This is a genomic window from Streptomyces sp. NPDC012510, from assembly GCF_042955065.1.
Taxonomy (GTDB): domain Bacteria; phylum Actinomycetota; class Actinomycetes; order Streptomycetales; family Streptomycetaceae; genus Streptomyces.
This window is the reverse complement of the sequence record NZ_JBIBEN010000028.1, coordinates 106,015-122,291: the sequence shown is the minus strand read 5'-3', so window position 1 is coordinate 122,291 and position 16,277 is coordinate 106,015. Positions and strand designations below refer to the sequence as shown.

Genomic DNA, 16,277 nt, shown 5'->3' with positions numbered 1-16,277 from the left:
GTTGTGGCAGCCCCCACCGGGTGGGGTAGGGGCTGCCACAACCCCGCGCCCCACCCGACCTACGCCGTACCCATATGGTCCAGTCGCCGCAGGATCACACCCTCACGAAGCGCCCAGGGACAGATCTCCAGCGTCTCCACCTGGAACAGATCCATCGCGGCCTCCGCCACCAGCGCACCCGCGAGGAGCTGGTTGGCGCGCCCCTCGGACACGCCGGGCAGGGCGGCTCGCTGGGCGGTGGTCATGCCGGCGAGTTTGGGGACCCACGACTCCAACGCCTCGCGCTTGAGGTCGCGCTGGACGTAGAGGCCCTCGGCGGAACGGGCGGCGCCACCGATACGGGCGAGCTGCTTGAAGGTCTTGGACGTGGCGACGACATGGTCGGGCGCGCCGAAGCGGCTGAACTCCCCGACCGTACGCGCGATCTCGGTCCGCACATGCCGGCGCAGGGCCCGGATGTCGTCGGGCGTGGGCGGGTCGTCGGGGAGCCACCCGGCGGTGAGGCGGCCCGCACCGAGCGGCAGCGACACCGCGGCGTCGGGCTCCTCGTCTATGCCGTAGCCGATCTCCAGGGAGCCGCCGCCGATGTCGAGGACGAGCAGCTTGCCGGCCGACCAGCCGAACCAGCGGCGGACGGCCAGGAAGGTCAGCCTGGCCTCCTCCGCGCCGGTGAGGACCTGCAGTTCGACGCCGCTCTCGTCGAGGACACGAGCGAGGACGTCGTCGGCGTTGGTGGCCTCGCGCACCGCTGAGGTGGCGAACGGGAGCAGTTCCTCGACGCCCTTGTCCTCGGCGGCCTGGAGGGCCTCGTGGATGACCGTTATGAGTTTGTCGACCCCTTGGGGGTCGATGGCCCCGGCGTCGTCGAGGAGTTGGGCAAGGCGTAGCTCCACCTTGTGCGAGTGCGCGGGCAGAGGGCGCGCGCCCGGGTGTGCGTCCACCACCAGCAGATGCACCGTGTTCGATCCCACGTCGAGGACACCGAGTCTCATGTACGGAACGCTACTGCCAGCGAAGGTGTTCGCCGTGCTCGATGCGGCCTCGCGCGCCGTACTCTGGACGGGTGCCAAAGACGAAAAAGGCAAAGGCCGACAAGTCGGCAGCAGGAGCGGCTGCGGCCGGCGGCTCTTCGCGGGCGAAGGCGGCGACCAGGCCACCGAAGTCGAAGAAGGATCCGGCGGAGTCCATCGCGCCCGACGAGAAGGGGCTCGATTTCCCGCGCGCGTGGGTGGAGTTCCCTGATCCGGCGGACGACGAGCAGGTCTTCCGCTGCGATCTGACATGGCTGACCTCTCGCTGGAACTGCGTCTTCGGCAGCGGCTGCCAGGGCATCCAGGCCGGCCGTGCTGCCGACGGGTGCTGCACCCTGGGTGCCCATTTCTCGGACGAGGACGACGAGAAGCGCGTCGCCGCACATGTGGCGAGGCTCACTCCGGAGATCTGGCAGTTCCACGATGTGGGCACGGAGACCGGCTGGGTTTCCGAGGACGAGGACGGCGACCGGCAGACCCGTCCGTACCAGGGGTCGTGCATCTTCCAGAACCGGCCCGGTTTCGCCGGTGGCGCGGGCTGTTCGCTGCACATCCTGGCGCTCCGGGAAGACCGCGAGCCGCTGGAGACCAAGCCGGACGTCTGCTGGCAGTTGCCGATCCGGAGGACGTACGACTGGATCGACCGGCCCGATGACACGCGTGTGCTGCAGGTGTCGATCGGCGAGTACGACCGGCGCGGATGGGGCCCCGGCGGCCATGACCTGCACTGGTGGTGCACGTCGGCGACCTCGGCGCACGGCGCGGGCGAACCGGTGTACGTGTCGTACCGGCCGGAGCTGATCGAGCTGATGGGCAAGGCGGGGTACGACCGTCTGGTCGAACTCTGCGAGCAGCGACTGGCGTCGCGACTGCCGCTGGTGGCTCCGCATCCGGCGGATCCGGTTCGGGGAGCGGTTCGAGGGCCGGCACAGGATTCCGCATAGAGCCAGAAAGCCAGAGAGCCACCAAGCCGCCCAGCCACCCCGCCACACCGCGCCATATCCACGCGTGGCCCTGAGCCCGTCCCTTCCCGTCGGCCTACGGAGCCGGCGGGGGGTCTCCGCCGCCGTCGCTCGGCGGTGGTGGCGGGCCTCCCGGGTCCGTGGGGGCCTGGTCGGTGGGGGTCGGGGTGGGGTCGGGCTGGGAGGGGCCGGTCGGCGCGGGGTCCGGGTCGGGGGTCGGGGGCGGCGTGGTGGGCCTGGGCGGGCCGGGATCCGGGACCGGCTGGGTCGGGCGGGGGTCGACCGGGGGTGCCGGTACCGGCCCGTGGCCCTCGATGGTCACGACGGCGTCCGAGGGTGCGAGTGCGACCTGTGCCGTCCAGTACCCGGCGGGCTCGCTGAGCTGATCGACGAACACCTTGACCGTCGCCGTCCGGCCGGGCTCCACGGTGCCCGCCGACTGGCTGAGGTAGAGCCAGTCGGCGCCGGTACGGGCGGACCAGCGCACGGGTGAGTCGCCGGTGTTGCGGAGGGTGATGAGGGTGGTCTCGCCGTCGTGCCCGGCCGTGACGGCGAGGACGCCCCGGCCCGCCCCCTGACTGACCTCCACGGAGACGTCGTCCTCGGTGTGTTTGCCTCTGGCGAGGCGGGCGCCCGGCCGGGTGGCGTTGCCGGCGTTCTCGTACGTGTCGCCGCCGCCGTCGCCGACCGTGCCGTCGCCGTGCTCCTCGCCCGCGCTGACGGGGCGGCCGTCGTCGCCCTCACCGATGACGGGGGCGCCCCGGTAGGCGACCCAGAGGGCGAGGACGGGTGCGGCGACGACGGTGGCGACGACGGTCGTGGTGACGGCACGCGCGCGCAGCCGGTCCCGGCGGGCCGCGCGGTCCCTCGGGTCCAGGGGGAAACCGCGCCGGTCGAAGCGCGGGGCTCCGCCACGCACCCGCGTGAGGTGGGCCGTCGCCAGGCCCAGGGCCGCTCGCGGGGCTTCGAGCACGGGCAGCTCGGCGGGGGTGACGCTCATACCGGGCCAGCGGCCGGGGACGGCGCGCTCGGCGGCCCGGCGGCAGACGGGGCAGTCGTCGACGTGCCGGACGAGTTCGCGGCGCAGGGCGGCGCTGAGCACGAACTGGTGATCGTCGGTCAGGCGGGCGATGCTCGGGCAGCCGCCGCTCTCGACGACGGCGAGGGCCGCCCGGGTGCGCTCGACCTCGCAGGCAGCCGAGGCGAGCAGCTCCCGCGCGGCGGCCGTGTCCATGCCCAGCACATCGGCGACCTCATGGGCGGCGAGCTGGTGCCGCACGGCCAGCTCCAGTGCCTCGCGCTGCTCGGGAGTGGTCCCCGCGGCCTCCGGCCAGGCGATCAGGGCGAGTTCACGCCGTCGCCGCCGTTCCTCCTCCTCGGAGAGGGCGGCGGACCTGGCTCCCCCCTTCTGGCGCGGCTTCTCCACGCCTCCGCCGTGTGCGGGTGGGCGCCCGGAAGCGTGCGTGCCGGGGCGTTTCTGCCGGACCTCGGCGAGCTTGCGCAGACACGACCAGCGGGCCAACGCGTAGAGCCAGGCCCGGCGGTCGTCGGCGGTGTCGGGACCTCGACGGCGCTCGGCGAGCGTGAGCACCTCGGTCAGGGCCTCCAGCGCCGCGTCGTGATCGCACAGCACGGACATGCAGTAGGTGAACAGGCCGTCCAGGTAGGGCTCGTAGCGAGCCGGCGGGCGCTGTGCCACGGCGCGCGCCGCCGCCCGATCGCGCGCCTCGCGGTGCGCCTGGTGTGCGCCGGTGCGGCGGGGCGAGGTCTCCGGACTGATGCTCATCATCTGTGGACGGTAGGCGCCCGGAAGCAGCGGCTTCTCACCCCTTGAGCACATTTACTCCGTACGGGTGAAACGATCCCTCATAAGGGGACAGGAACCCCAGGTTCCGCTGCTGCGCGCGCCAATGTTGTGCATTTTCTTGACCGTGATAATAGAACAGCCCTACATTCCAGGGTATCCGTTACCTTCAGTTACGCCCAGTGGCACACGGCCCACACCGCCACATCCGCTTCCCCCACTCCCCCGTCCCAGCGCGTCGACAGGAGCCCCGCCCCCATGACGGCACCCGCCCGCCGCTCCGCCACCCGCACCCTCGCCGCTCTCGCCACTGCCGTGGTCCTTTCCCTGACCGCCGTCCACGCCTCGACCGCCGCCCCGAGGACGGCGGGGGCGGTCGGACAGGCCGGCCCGACCGCCGAGCGCCTCGACGGCACCCTCCCCGACGGCGCCACCTGGATCGCCGACGTCCCCGAGGACTGGAACGGCACCCTGCTCGTCTTCAGCCATGGCTTCGGCGTCACCGTCGCCCAGAACGCCCCCTCCGAGGCCGTACGGCTGCGCCTCCTCGACGAGGGCTACGCGCTGGCCGGCTCCTCGTACGACACGAGCGAGACGCTGTGGGCCCTGGAGAGCGCCGAACGCGACCAGATCGCCACCATCGACGCGGTCACCGCGGAGATCGGCGAGCCCACCCGCACCCTCTCGATCGGCCAGTCCATGGGCGGCCTGGTCAACGCCCGTCTCGCCCGCTCGGGGGCCGGTGGCATCGACGGGGCCCTGGGCCTGTGCGGGCTCGTCGCCGGGGCCAACGACCTGCACACCTACCAGTTGGACGCCGAGTACACGATCGCCCGCCTCCTCCTGCCGGACACGGACGTGAAGCTGGTCGACTTCGCGTCCCGGGCCGAGGCGGCGGCCACGGTCCGGCAGCTCACCACGGCCGTGGCCACCGCGCAGAAGACCCCCGGTGGCCGGGCGAGGATCGCACTGGCCGCCGCCTTCCTCAACCTGCCCGCGTGGGCCCCCGGCAAGGAGCGCCCCGCCGCCGACGACTGGGCGGGCAAGCAGGAACAGCAGTACGACTGGCTCGCGCGCGGCGTCCTGGACCTTGTCGTCGGGGGCCGCTACGACATCGAGAAGGCCCTCGGCGGCAACAACTCCGGCAACAGGGGCATCGACTACGCACGCGTGCTGGCCGCTTCCCAGCACGCGCCGCTGGTCGGCGCGCTGTACCGGGAGGCGGGGCTGAGCCTGCGGTCCGATCTGCGCGCGCTCACCGCCGGCGCCACGATCACCGCGGATCCGGCCGCGGTGGCCGCCGGCGAGCGCACTTCTTCCGCCGGTCAAGGCCTGGCCGTGCCCCTCCTGGACATCCACACCACCGCCGACGACCTCGTCCCCGTCGAGCAGGAGAATCGCTTCGCCGACCGGGTCCGGGCCTCCGGCGACGGACCGCTCCTGCGCCAGGCCTACGTCGAACGCCAGGGCCACTGCACCTTCACGACCGCAGAGACCGTCGCCGCCCTGCACGCGGTCGAACACCGCCTCGACACGGGCCGCTGGGGCACCGCGGCGACGCCCCGCGCCCTCCAGGCCGCGGCTGTGGCCCTCGGTCTCGACGGCGCGGCGTACGTCCCCTACCACCCGGCGGAACTGACGATCGGGCGCCGCCCGTAGGCACCGTCCATCGCGGCTGGGCGGGAGTTGGTCCCGCTCGCCGGGGTGCCGGCGGAGGCACGCCCTGAAGTGGGCGCAGCCCCTTCCACAGCGGCGCGGGGAACTGCGCGAGCGACCACGAACCACACACACGCGCCCCACGGCGAATAGGCACCCACCCCCACCACCCCCCGGCCCACCCCAAGAAGCCCCGCCCAGCCGCTCACCCCGGCCAACCGTCGGAGACTGTCGGTGGGCTCCGTTACGGTTCGTGCATGGCTGCCCGTACGAAGACCGCGAAGGACCGACCGTCCTACCGCTGCACAGAGTGCGGCTGGCAGACGGCCAAGTGGCTCGGCCGCTGCCCCGAATGCCAGGCATGGGGCACGGTCGAGGAGTACGGCACCCCCGCCATCCGTACGACGGCCCCCGGCCGGGTCACCACGACCGCCGTCCCCATCGCCCAGGTCGACGGCCGCCAGGCCACCGCCCGCTCCACCGGCGTGCCCGAGCTGGACCGGGTCCTCGGCGGCGGCCTCGTCCCGGGCGCCGTGGTCCTCCTCGCGGGCGAGCCGGGCGTGGGCAAGTCCACCCTCCTCCTCGACGCCGCGGCCAAGTCCGCGAGCGCCGAACACCCCACCCTCTACGTCACCGGCGAGGAGTCGGCCAGCCAGGTCCGGCTGCGCGCCGACCGCATCAACGCCCTCCACGACCACCTCTACCTCGCCGCCGAGACCGACCTCGCCGCCGTCCTCGGCCACTTGGACGCGGTCAAGCCCTCCCTCCTCATCCTCGACTCGGTGCAGACCGTCGCCTCCCCCGAGATCGACGGCGCCCCCGGCGGCATGGCCCAGGTCCGCGAGGTCGCCGGCGCCCTCATCCGCGCGTCGAAGGAACGCGGGATGGCGACCCTCCTCGTGGGACACGTCACCAAGGACGGCGCGATCGCAGGCCCCCGCCTCCTGGAGCACCTCGTCGACGTCGTGTTGCACTTCGAGGGCGACCGCCACGCCCGCCTCCGTCTGGTGCGCGGCGTCAAGAACCGCTACGGCGCCACGGACGAGGTGGGCTGCTTCGAGCTGCACGACGAGGGCATCACCGGTCTCACCGACCCCAGCGGCCTCTTCCTCACCCGCCGCGCCGAACCCGTCCCCGGCACCTGTCTGACGGTGACCTTGGAGGGCCGCCGCCCCTTGGTCGCCGAAGTGCAGTCGCTCACAGTCGACTCGCAGCTCCCCTCCCCCCGCCGTACGACGTCCGGCTTGGAGACGTCCCGGGTCTCGATGATGCTGGCCGTCCTGGAGCAGCGCGGCAGGATCAGCGCCCTCGGCAAGCGGGACATCTACTCGGCGACGGTGGGCGGCGTGAAGCTCTCCGAACCCGCCGCGGACCTGGCGATCGCCCTGGCCCTGGCCTCGGCGGCGAGTGACACCCCTCTCCCCAAGAACCTCGTGGCGATCGGCGAGGTGGGCCTCGCGGGTGAGGTCAGACGGGTCACCGGCGTCCAGCGCCGTCTCGCCGAAGCGCACCGCCTCGGCTTCACGCACGCGCTCGTTCCGTCCGATCCCGGCAAGGTTCCTCCCGGCATGAAGGTCCTGGAAGTGGCCGACATGGGAGACGCGCTCCGGGTGCTGCCGCGATCGCGTCGACGAGAGGCCCCACGGGACGAGGAGGACCGCCGGTAGACTTTGCCCAGGTCTCGCCCGTCCGTACGAACCACGTGTGCGAAACGGAGCGCCCCAGAACCTGCGACCGGAGGAGTGCAGTGGCAGCCAACGACCGGGCAGCAGCTCCCGGAAAGTCCGGTGGGAGCTCCGGTGCCGATGGCCTGATGCGCGCCTCACTGAGCGCCGTGGCACCAGGTACGGCCCTGCGCGACGGGCTTGAGCGGATTCTCCGTGGCAACACGGGCGGACTCATCGTGCTGGGCTTCGACAAGACCGTCGAGCCGATGTGCACCGGCGGTTTCGTCCTGGATGTCGAGTTCACGGCCACGCGCCTGCGTGAGCTGTGCAAGCTCGACGGCGGCATCGTGCTGTCCTCGGACCTCTCCAAGATTTTGCGGGCGGGTGTCCAGCTGGTCCCCGACCCGACGATCCCCACCGAGGAGACGGGCACCCGGCACCGCACGGCGGACCGCGTGAGCAAACAGGTCGGCTTCCCGGTCGTCTCCGTCTCCCAGTCGATGCGCCTCATCGCGCTGTACGTCGACGGACAGCGCCGCGTCCTGGAGGACTCGGCCGCGATCCTCTCCCGCGCGAACCAGGCGCTCGCCACCCTGGAGCGCTACAAGCTCCGCCTCGACGAGGTGGCCGGCACCCTCTCCGCTCTGGAGATCGAGGACCTGGTGACGGTCCGGGACGTCTCGGCGGTCGCCCAACGTCTGGAGATGGTCCGCCGTATCGCCACCGAAATCGCCGAATACGTGGTCGAACTGGGCACGGACGGCCGTCTCCTGGCCCTCCAGCTCGACGAACTGATCGCAGGCGTCGAGCCGGAACGCGAACTGGTCGTCCGTGACTACGTCCCCGAGCCCACGGCCAAACGCTCCCGCACGGTCGACGAGGCCCTGCACGAACTCGACGCCCTCAGCCACGCCGAGCTCCTGGAACTCCCCACCGTCGCCCGCGCCCTCGGCTACACCGGCTCCCCCGAGGGCATGGACTCCGCCGTCTCCCCGCGCGGCTTCCGCCTCCTGGCCAAGGTCCCCCGCCTCCCCGGCGCCATCATCGACCGCCTCGTGGAACACTTCGGTGGCCTCCAGAAGCTCCTCGCCGCCAGCGTCGACGACCTCCAGACGGTCGACGGCGTGGGCGAGGCCCGAGCCCGCAGCGTCCGCGAGGGCCTCTCCCGCCTGGCGGAGTCGTCGATCCTGGAGCGGTACGTCTAGCCTCCGGCCCGAACCGACACCGGGCACCCCCAGCGCCACCGACCACGGAGGCCGAGGTGCCCCTGCCCAGCGCCACCCGACCACCGGGGCCGGGGCGCCCCTGCCCAGCCCACCCGACCTCCGAGGCCGAGGCGCCCCCGCCCAGCCCACTGACCGCTGAGGCAGATCCCAGCGACCCTCAGCCCGCAGCCCCCAGCGCTTGGCCCGCAGCCCGCAGTAGGAGCTGAACAAGCCGCGCCCGCACCGGCACGGGTGCCACGGCCCGCCGGGGGCCGTCCTCCTCGCCCTGCCTCTCCAGATGCTCGTCCCGCTGTTCACACCGCTCGGACTCCACATCCGAGGCCGAGCCCAGCAGCACTCAGCCCGCCCGGCGTTGAGGACGAGGCCGAGGCCGACGCGGGTGGTCCGGGGGCGGAACCCCAGGGTGGGCCCGGGGTCGAAGGGGCAGCGCAGCGCCCCTCGTTGGGGGCACCTCCCGCTCAAGCGAAGCCGAGAGCGGGTGAGGGAGGGAGGGGTAGGGGCGGCGGGGCGAGAATCCCGGGCAGGACCCTCCGGCCGCCACCGAACCCCACCCGTCAGTCCTTCTCCAACACGAACGACGTCCGAGCCGTCGCCAGCCCCGGCGCCTTCGCCTCCACCAGATACGTACCGGCGGCAGCCGAACCCGGGCTCGGCGTCGCACAGTTGGGCGCACTCGGATCCCGGTTCCACTCCACGGTGTACGTGACCCGATCCCCGGCCGGCACCCTGAACAGCAGGCTTCCCGCGGTCTCATGACAGTCGTCGGACGCCCAGAACGCCTCGTCCGCGTCAGCCGCCGTGATCGTCACCACCGTGTTGTCCGGCCCGAGATCGAGCTTGCAGTCCCCACCGGAGGAGTTACGAGCGATGAGCTCGAACGTGGGGTTCACTCCGGGCGCATAGGCGTTACGCACACTGCGCACGGTCAACTTCACCGCTCCGGCGGTGCAGTTGGGCAGACTGGACCCCGCCGGCACCTGCTCACCGGAGCTGCTCCCGTTCTTGCCGCCGTCGTCCGACGTACCACCCCCGGCGGCACCGGCCCCACCATCCGCACCCCCGGCCCCGGAGCCCGCATCGGCCCCGGAACCAGAACCCGATCCCGAACTGCCGCCCCCCGAAGTCGACTCGTCGCCCGACTCCTCACGCCCTCCCGGCGCCTCACTGATCGCGGGCCCGGAACCGGACGGCCCAGGAGTGATGGAGGTCGCGGGATTCTTGCCGTCGGGCTCACCCGCGTTGTCGTCCCCGCCTCCGCCACCACTGGTGACGACCCATACGACCAACAGCGCGAGCAGACCGACGACGGTCAGCAGAATGGCCCTCCGACGCCAGTAGATGGAGGAGGGAAGCGGCCCGATCGGATTGCGCAGAGATCCCACGGCGCAAACTGTACGAGAGATCCGGCCCGTCCCCCGCCCCACCCGCCGCCCGAAACCTCAACTTTTTGGGATCATCATCCCGGCCGCCCCCGCCGCCGACCTGGGCGGGCGCCCGACGATCGCGGTACGTGAGCGTAGCTCCCGCTCGCGCACCCTCCGTGACCGGGACGGCGCCGCGCGAGCGGCATGAACTCGCGGGCCGCCCACATGTGTTCACGAAATCCGCGCCTGCCACAATCGTCCCCACCACCGGAGCGTGTCGGGGGACCTGGAGGACGACGATGGGCGGACCCGAGGAACCGACGTCGAGACCCTTGCGGAAGCTGGGGTTCCTGACCATCGGCCTGTTCGACGAAACCGACCCCCGTCGAGGCCATGAGTCGACGCTGGAGATCATCCAACTCGGGGAGCGGCTCGGCTTCGACAGCGCGTGGCTGCGCCACCGTCATCTGCAGTACGGCATCTCCTCCCCCGTCGCGGTCCTCGCGGCGGCCTCGCAGCGCACGAGCCGTATCGAACTGGGCACCGCCGTCATCCCGCTCGGCTGGGAGAACCCGCTCCGGCTCGCCGAGGACTTGGCCACGGTCGACATCCTCTCCGGCGGCCGGCTCAACCCGGGTGTCAGTGTCGGACCGCCGATGCACTACGACACCGTCAAGTCGGCGCTGTACCCGGACACCGCCGACGCCGAGGACTTCAGCTTCGAACGGGTCCGGCGTCTCCTCGGCTTCGTACGGGGTGAGAAGGCGTCCGACTTCAGCGGCAGCGAGGGGTTCGAAACCTTCTCGGACCGGGTGCAGCCGACGTCCCCGGGACTGGGCGGCCGTATGTGGTACGGCGGCGCCGGCCTCCGGTCGGCCCGCTGGGCCGGGGAGAACGGGATGAACTTCCTGACGAGCAGCGTCGTGAAGGCGGAGGAACCACAGCCGGGCGGCACGCACGTCCCGGATTTCGCCAGCATCCAGCTCTCGCACATCCGGGAGTTCCGGGCGCACCACCCCGACGGTGCGCGGGCCCGGGTGTCGCAGGGGCTCGTGGTCATCCCCACCGACTCGGCGAACGCGCGGCAGCGCGCCAAGTACGAGGCGTACGCGGCGGCGCGGTTGCCCAGGACCACCGCGCCGCAGGGACCGGGGAGGCTCCTCTTCGCGCCCGACCTGGTGGGCACGTCCGCCGAGATCGCCGCGCGGCTGCACGCGCACGCCGCTTTCCGCGAGATCGACGAGGTCGCCTTCGCCCTGCCCTTCACCTTCGACCACGAGGACTACGTCCAGATCCTCACGGACATCGCGACGAAGCTGGGCCCTGAACTGGGTCGGCGTCCGACGGCCTGAGCCGGGCACGCGGATTTCGGTCCCCGTCCCCCGGGCCACCCACATTCTCAGCTTTCACTCCCCGACCCGCCCCCGCCAGAACCCGGCTGCGGCCGTCCCCGCATGGCAGGATCGGTGTGCCATGACTGCACCCACGAAGCCTCAGAGCAGCCCTGCCACCGAAGCCACCGAAGCCCCCACCTCCCTGCACACCCCGGTGATCGCCTGGTTCGAGACGCACGCCCGTGATCTGCCCTGGCGGCGCGCGGAGGCCGGACCGTGGGGGGTGATGGTCAGCGAGTTCATGCTGCAGCAGACCCCGGTCAATCGTGTACTGCCCGTCTACCAGCAGTGGTTGGCGCGCTGGCCCCGTCCGGCGGACCTCGCGAAGGAACCGCCGGGTGAGGCGGTGCGGGCCTGGGGCCGGCTCGGGTACCCACGTCGCGCACTGCGACTGCACGGTGCGGCGGCGGCCATAACGGAACGGCACGGCGGGGACGTACCGAGGGATCACGCGCAACTGCTGGCGTTGCCGGGGATCGGCGAGTACACGGCCGCGGCGGTGGCGTCGTTCGCGTACGGACAGCGGCACGCGGTGCTCGACACCAACGTCCGGCGCGTCCTGGCCCGTGCGGTCAGCGGCACCCAGTACCCGCCGAACGCCACCACGGCCGCCGAGCGGAAACTGGCGCGGGCCCTGCTGCCGGAGGACGACGGCACGGCGTCGCGCTGGGCCGCCGCGTCGATGGAGCTGGGCGCGCTGGTGTGCACGGCGAAGAACGAGACGTGCCACCGCTGTCCGATCGCCGGGCAGTGCGCCTGGCGGCTGGCCGGGAAACCCGCGCACGACGGTCCCGCCCGGCGCGGTCAGACGTACGCCGGGACCGACCGTCAGGTCCGGGGCAAGCTCCTCGCCGTACTGCGGGAGGCGATCGCGCCCGTGCCGCAGGCGGTTCTCGACCGGGTGTGGGACGAGCCGGTGCAGCGCGCCCGTGCCCTCGACGGCCTCGTCGCCGACGGACTGGTGGAACCCCTCCCGGGCGGCCTCTACCGGCTCCCCCTGACCTGACGGTCGCAGCGGCCCCGCCGCTCAGGGCGCATACGGCCGAGGCATCACCGCAACAAGGGAACACTGTCCCGACCCACGCCCGACGGGGTGAATCGGCGCATCCCCGCCCGAAAGACCAGTCCGCTTTACCCCGTTCCTACTTTCGTTACACAACCGACGGACAGCCGAGCGTTCTCCGCAGGCTGGCTCGGACGTCACCGTGACAACCCCTCCGTAGCTTCATTGGCGTACCGCAGGAACCCGCGAGACCGAGCAGCGGATCCGGCGGAGCGAGCGGCACGCACCAGCGGTCGCACCAGCGACACGAAGCGGCGGACAACCGGCGGCGCGCGACAGCGCGCCCGCCGGAACGGGGAGCGGAGGCGGTTGATCATGGCGCACGGCGAGGTGCTCGAATTCGAGGAGTACGTCCGTACCCGGCAGGACGCGCTGCTGCGCAGCGCCCGTCGGCTGGTTCCGGACCCGGTCGACGCCCAGGATCTGCTGCAGACGGCGCTGGCGCGGACGTACGGCCGCTGGGACGGCATCGCGGACAAGCGGCTGGCGGACGCGTATCTGCGCCGGGTCATGATCAACACGCGGACGGAGTGGTGGCGGGCCCGGAAGCTGGAGGAGGTCCCGACCGAGCAGCTCCCGGACGCCTGCATCGACGACTCCACCGAACAGCACGCCGACCGCGCCCTCCTCATGGACATCATGAAGGTGCTGGCTCCCAAGCAGCGCAGTGTCGTGGTGCTGCGACACTGGGAGCAGATGTCCACGGAGGAGACGGCCGCCGCCCTCGGCATGTCGGCCGGCACGGTCAAGAGCACGCTCCACCGTGCGCTGGCGCGGCTCCGCGAGGAGTTGGAGTCGCGGGACCTCGAAGAGCGCGCCGCCCGCGCGCTCGAACTGAGCAAGGAGCAGGAGCGTTGCGCGGCCTGAGCACAGCGGCCGGCCCCGATCCAGGGGCCAGGCGGGCCACGAAGGCGGTGATCACGGCGGTGGCCGTGCTCGCCGCCCTCGGCCTTTCCGTCTCCGCCTGCGGTACGGGCGGGACCGGCGCACGCGACGAGGGACCGGCCGACAACGACTCCCTCGCAGCGGGCGCTTCGCCGTCCGTCTCCGGTTCGGCCCCCGCCGACGGCGATCACCCGAGCATCGACGAGGTCGTGCGCATGGTGCGGGCGGACCCGGAGGTCGACAAGGCGGTGAAGAGCGACCTGCGGCCGTGCGTGGCCGACGAGTACCCGGTCGACGTGACCTACGGGGATCTCACCGGGGGTTCGGCCGAAGACCTCGTGGTCAATGTCATGACCTGCGCGGACGCCGTCGGTGTGGCGTCGTACGTGTACCGCGCGGACAAGGGGCGGTACCGGAGCGTCTTCCTCTCCGAACAGCCGCCCGTCTACGCGGAGATCGACCGGGGCGACCTGCTGGTCACCCGACAGTTGTACGAGAACGGCGACCGGTCGTCGTACCCGTCCAGCGAGGAAGTGACGACCTACCGCTGGATGAAGGACGGTTTCGTCCAGCGGTCCAGTTCGCGTACCGAGTACAGCACCGCCGTGGGCGGCGCGGAGTCCGCCACCCCGGAACCGAGCTGAGGCCGGTACCGACACCGGTCCACACACGACTGATACTGATCAACTTCGACCGAGAGTGAACGAGATCACCGGATGGCAGAGCAGACCCATGTCCTGTTCGTCGAGGACGACGACGTCATCCGCGAGGCCACCCAGCTCGCGCTGGAGCGGGACGGCTTCGCGGTCACGGCCATGCCCGACGGGCTGTCGGGGCTGGAGGCGTTCCGCGCGGACCGGCCCGACATCGCCCTCCTCGACGTCATGGTCCCGGGCCTGGACGGGGTCTCCCTGTGCCGCCGTATCCGTGACGAGTCGACGGTCCCCGTGATCATGCTCTCCGCGCGCGCCGACTCCATCGACGTCGTGCTCGGCCTGGAGGCGGGCGCCGACGACTACGTGACCAAGCCGTTCGACGGTGCCGTCCTGGTCGCCCGGATCCGCGCGGTGCTGCGCCGCTTCGGTCATGCGAGCGGCGGTGACGCCAAGGCCGACGAGGCCGAGGGCGCCGCCACCGGCGGGGTGCTCACCTTCGGTGAACTGGTGGTGGACACCGAGGGCATGGAGGTACGGAGGTCCGGGGTCCCGGTGGCGCTGACGCCGACGGAGATGCGGCTGCTCCTGGAGTTCTCGTCCGCCCCCGGCACGGTCCTCTCCCGCGACAAGCTGCTCGAACGCGTGTGGGACTACGGCTGGGGTGGCGACACCCGGGTGGTGGACGTCCATGTCCAGCGGCTTCGCGCCAAGATCGGCCAGGACCGGATCGAGACGGTCCGCGGCTTCGGCTACAAGCTCAAGGCCTGAGCGGGACGGGATCGACATGAAGCCCAGGGGGATACGAGGAGGCGGGCGGGGCGCCGCGGCGCCGGTCGCCACGGGTCTCGCGAGCGGGTCGGGCGCCGCCGCCGTGGGCGGTTCCGCCCACGGGGTCGGCGGGACCACCGTGGGGACGGTGACCGGGACCGCCGCCGACGGCCGCGCCGGACATGCGGGCTCGGGGTTCGTCCCGGGCCTCCGCACCGGCCTGCGATGGCAACTGAGCGCGGCGATCGCTCTCGTCGGGGCACTGGTGGCGATCGCGCTGAGCCTGGTCGTGCACAACGCCGCGCGGGTGTCGATGCTCGACAACTCGCGTGACCTGGCCAACGAGCGCATCCAGGTCGCCCAGCGGATGTACGAGTCGGGCCGCCCGCTGAAGTCCGGCGCCTTCGGGGTGCGGATCGACGACCCCGACATCCCGAGGGACCTGCTGGCCAAGGTGGCGGAGGGCCGCCGGGCCACCTATGTCTCCGAGGGTGAGAACGGCGTGCCCGACATCTGGGCGGCGGTCCCACTGAAGGACAAGCGGGTCCTCTCCCTGCACACCGACTTCACCGATCACAGCTCCGCCGTGATGCGGGACCTGGACCAGGCGCTGCTCATCGGCTCGATCGCGGTCGTCTTCGGCGGCTCGGCCCTCGGTGTGCTCATCGGCGGCCAGATGTCCCGCCGGCTGCGCAAGGCCGCGGCGGCCGCCCATCAGGTGGCCAAGGGCGAGACCGACGTGCGGGTGCAGGACGCGATCGGCGGTGCCGTACGGGACGAGACCGCGGAGCTGGCGCGTGCCGTGGACGCCATGGCCGACACGCTGCGGCAGCGCATCGAGGCGGAGCGCCGGGTGACCGCGGACATCGCCCACGAGCTGCGCACCCCGGTGACCGGCCTGCTGACGGCGGCGGAACTGCTGCCTCCGGGCCGTCCCTCCGAACTAGTCCGCGACCGCGCCCAGGCGATGCGCACGCTCGTCGAGGACGTCCTGGAGGTGGCCCGGCTGGACGGGGCCTCCGAGCGGGCGGAGCTGCAGGACATCATGCTGGGCGACTTCGTGGCCCGGCGGGTGGCGGCGAAGGACGCGGGAGCGCGGGTACAGATCGTGCACGAGTCGGCGGTGACGACGGACCCGCGCCGCCTGGAACGCGTCCTGCTGAACCTCCTGGCCAACGCGGCGAAGCACGGCAGACCACCGATCGAAGTCTCGGTCGAGGGGCGCGTGATCCGGGTCCGCGACCACGGGCCCGGTTTCCCGGAGGACCTCCTCGCCGACGGCCCCCGCCGCTTCCGCACGGGCGCCTCGGACCGCGCGGGCCAGGGCCACGGCCTCGGCCTCACCATCGCCGCAGGCCAGGCCCGTGTCCTCGGCGCCCGCCTCACCTTCCGCAACATCCGCCCACCCGGGTCCCCGGACGGCGTGCCGTCCGAGGGTGCCGTCGCCGTGCTCTGGCTCCCGGAACACGCCCCGACGAACACGGGCAGCTACCCGATGCTGCCGCTGCCCGGGGACACGGGCGTCTGATCACTCGGGGCCGGCCGGGTACCCCATGGGCGACTGCGGCCGAGTGGGGGTGCGGGGTCATGCTTGCGCAGTTCCCCGCGCCCCTGAAAAGCCTGAAAAGCAGGGCCTGCGCCCCGTGCTTTCCAGCCCGCAGAGCCTGGCCTTCAGGCGATCGGGCCTGGTCTGCCAGGCCCGAGGGCCTGGTCCTTGAGGGGCGCGGGGAACTGCGCGACAAGCCCCCACGAACCCGCACCCGCCACAAACCCGACCCCCCGAGCCATAAGGCGCTCAGGG

The 16,277-nt window shown here is 72.2% G+C and carries 13 protein-coding genes; 10 read left to right on the top strand and 3 right to left on the bottom strand.

Annotated features, from left to right (window positions below):
• Positions 1–59: 59 nt before the first annotated feature.
• Positions 60–992 (bottom strand): Ppx/GppA family phosphatase, encoded by a 933-nt coding sequence (locus ACFY9I_RS36825; protein ID WP_391010123.1) that lies wholly within the window; start codon positions 990–992, stop codon positions 60–62.
• A 71-nt stretch (positions 993–1,063) separates the two neighbouring features.
• Between ACFY9I_RS36825 and ACFY9I_RS36820 the strand changes: the two genes are divergently transcribed.
• Positions 1,064–1,975, top strand: a complete 912-nt coding sequence (locus ACFY9I_RS36820; RefSeq protein ID WP_391010121.1) for a hypothetical protein — start codon at positions 1,064–1,066, stop codon at positions 1,973–1,975.
• A 94-nt stretch (positions 1,976–2,069) separates the two neighbouring features.
• Here ACFY9I_RS36820 and ACFY9I_RS36815 read toward each other — a convergent pair whose 3' ends face one another.
• Positions 2,070–3,782 carry a hypothetical protein gene (locus ACFY9I_RS36815; RefSeq protein ID WP_391010119.1) on the bottom strand — a complete coding sequence of 571 codons (1,713 nt, stop codon included), beginning with the start codon at positions 3,780–3,782 and terminating at the stop codon, positions 2,070–2,072.
• A 273-nt stretch (positions 3,783–4,055) separates the two neighbouring features.
• On the opposite strand from ACFY9I_RS36815, the gene ACFY9I_RS36810 reads away from it, so the two are divergent.
• From ACFY9I_RS36810 to disA, 3 genes are all read left to right on the top strand, one after another.
• Positions 4,056–5,456, top strand: coding sequence for an alpha/beta hydrolase (locus ACFY9I_RS36810; protein ID WP_391010116.1), 1,401 nt, complete (start codon positions 4,056–4,058; stop codon positions 5,454–5,456).
• Between the two features lie 254 nt (positions 5,457–5,710).
• Positions 5,711–7,120 (top strand): DNA repair protein RadA, encoded by a 1,410-nt coding sequence (radA, locus tag ACFY9I_RS36805; RefSeq protein ID WP_391010113.1) that lies wholly within the window; start codon positions 5,711–5,713, stop codon positions 7,118–7,120.
• A gap of 80 nt (positions 7,121–7,200) precedes the next feature.
• Positions 7,201–8,325: a DNA integrity scanning diadenylate cyclase DisA gene (gene disA, locus ACFY9I_RS36800; protein ID WP_391010110.1), complete on the top strand. Its 1,125-nt coding sequence runs from the start codon at positions 7,201–7,203 to the stop codon at positions 8,323–8,325.
• 575 nt (positions 8,326–8,900) lie between these two features.
• Here disA and ACFY9I_RS36795 read toward each other — a convergent pair.
• The gene (locus ACFY9I_RS36795) at positions 8,901–9,728 is read right to left on the bottom strand and encodes a hypothetical protein (protein WP_391010107.1); all 828 of its coding nucleotides are present in this window, start codon (positions 9,726–9,728) and stop codon (positions 8,901–8,903) included.
• Positions 9,729–10,009: 281 nt separating this feature from the next.
• Here ACFY9I_RS36795 and ACFY9I_RS36790 point away from each other — a divergent pair, with 281 nt between their 5' ends.
• The 6 genes from ACFY9I_RS36790 (at position 10,010) to cseC (ending at position 16,004) form a co-directional block, all read left to right on the top strand.
• Entirely contained in the window at positions 10,010–11,062 is a 1,053-nt protein-coding gene (locus ACFY9I_RS36790; RefSeq protein WP_391010105.1) for an LLM class flavin-dependent oxidoreductase, read from the top strand.
• Between the two features lie 121 nt (positions 11,063–11,183).
• Positions 11,184–12,110, top strand: coding sequence for an A/G-specific adenine glycosylase (locus ACFY9I_RS36785; RefSeq protein WP_391010102.1), 927 nt, complete (start codon positions 11,184–11,186; stop codon positions 12,108–12,110).
• 372 nt (positions 12,111–12,482) lie between these two features.
• On the top strand, positions 12,483–13,034 hold the full coding sequence (locus ACFY9I_RS36780; protein ID WP_391010099.1) for a SigE family RNA polymerase sigma factor: 552 nt from the start codon (positions 12,483–12,485) through the stop codon (positions 13,032–13,034).
• Positions 13,022–13,696, top strand: a complete 675-nt coding sequence (locus tag ACFY9I_RS36775) for a hypothetical protein (protein WP_391010097.1) — start codon at positions 13,022–13,024, stop codon at positions 13,694–13,696. Before ACFY9I_RS36780 ends, ACFY9I_RS36775 begins: the two co-directional genes overlap by 13 nt.
• Positions 13,697–13,768: 72 nt before the next feature.
• Complete coding sequence (cseB, locus tag ACFY9I_RS36770; RefSeq protein WP_391010095.1) at positions 13,769–14,476, top strand: two-component system response regulator CseB; 708 nt, start codon at positions 13,769–13,771, stop codon at positions 14,474–14,476.
• A 31-nt stretch (positions 14,477–14,507) separates the two neighbouring features.
• On the top strand, positions 14,508–16,004 hold the full coding sequence (cseC, locus tag ACFY9I_RS36765; RefSeq protein ID WP_391010137.1) for a two-component system sensor histidine kinase CseC: 1,497 nt from the start codon (positions 14,508–14,510) through the stop codon (positions 16,002–16,004).
• Positions 16,005–16,277 lie beyond the last annotated feature (273 nt).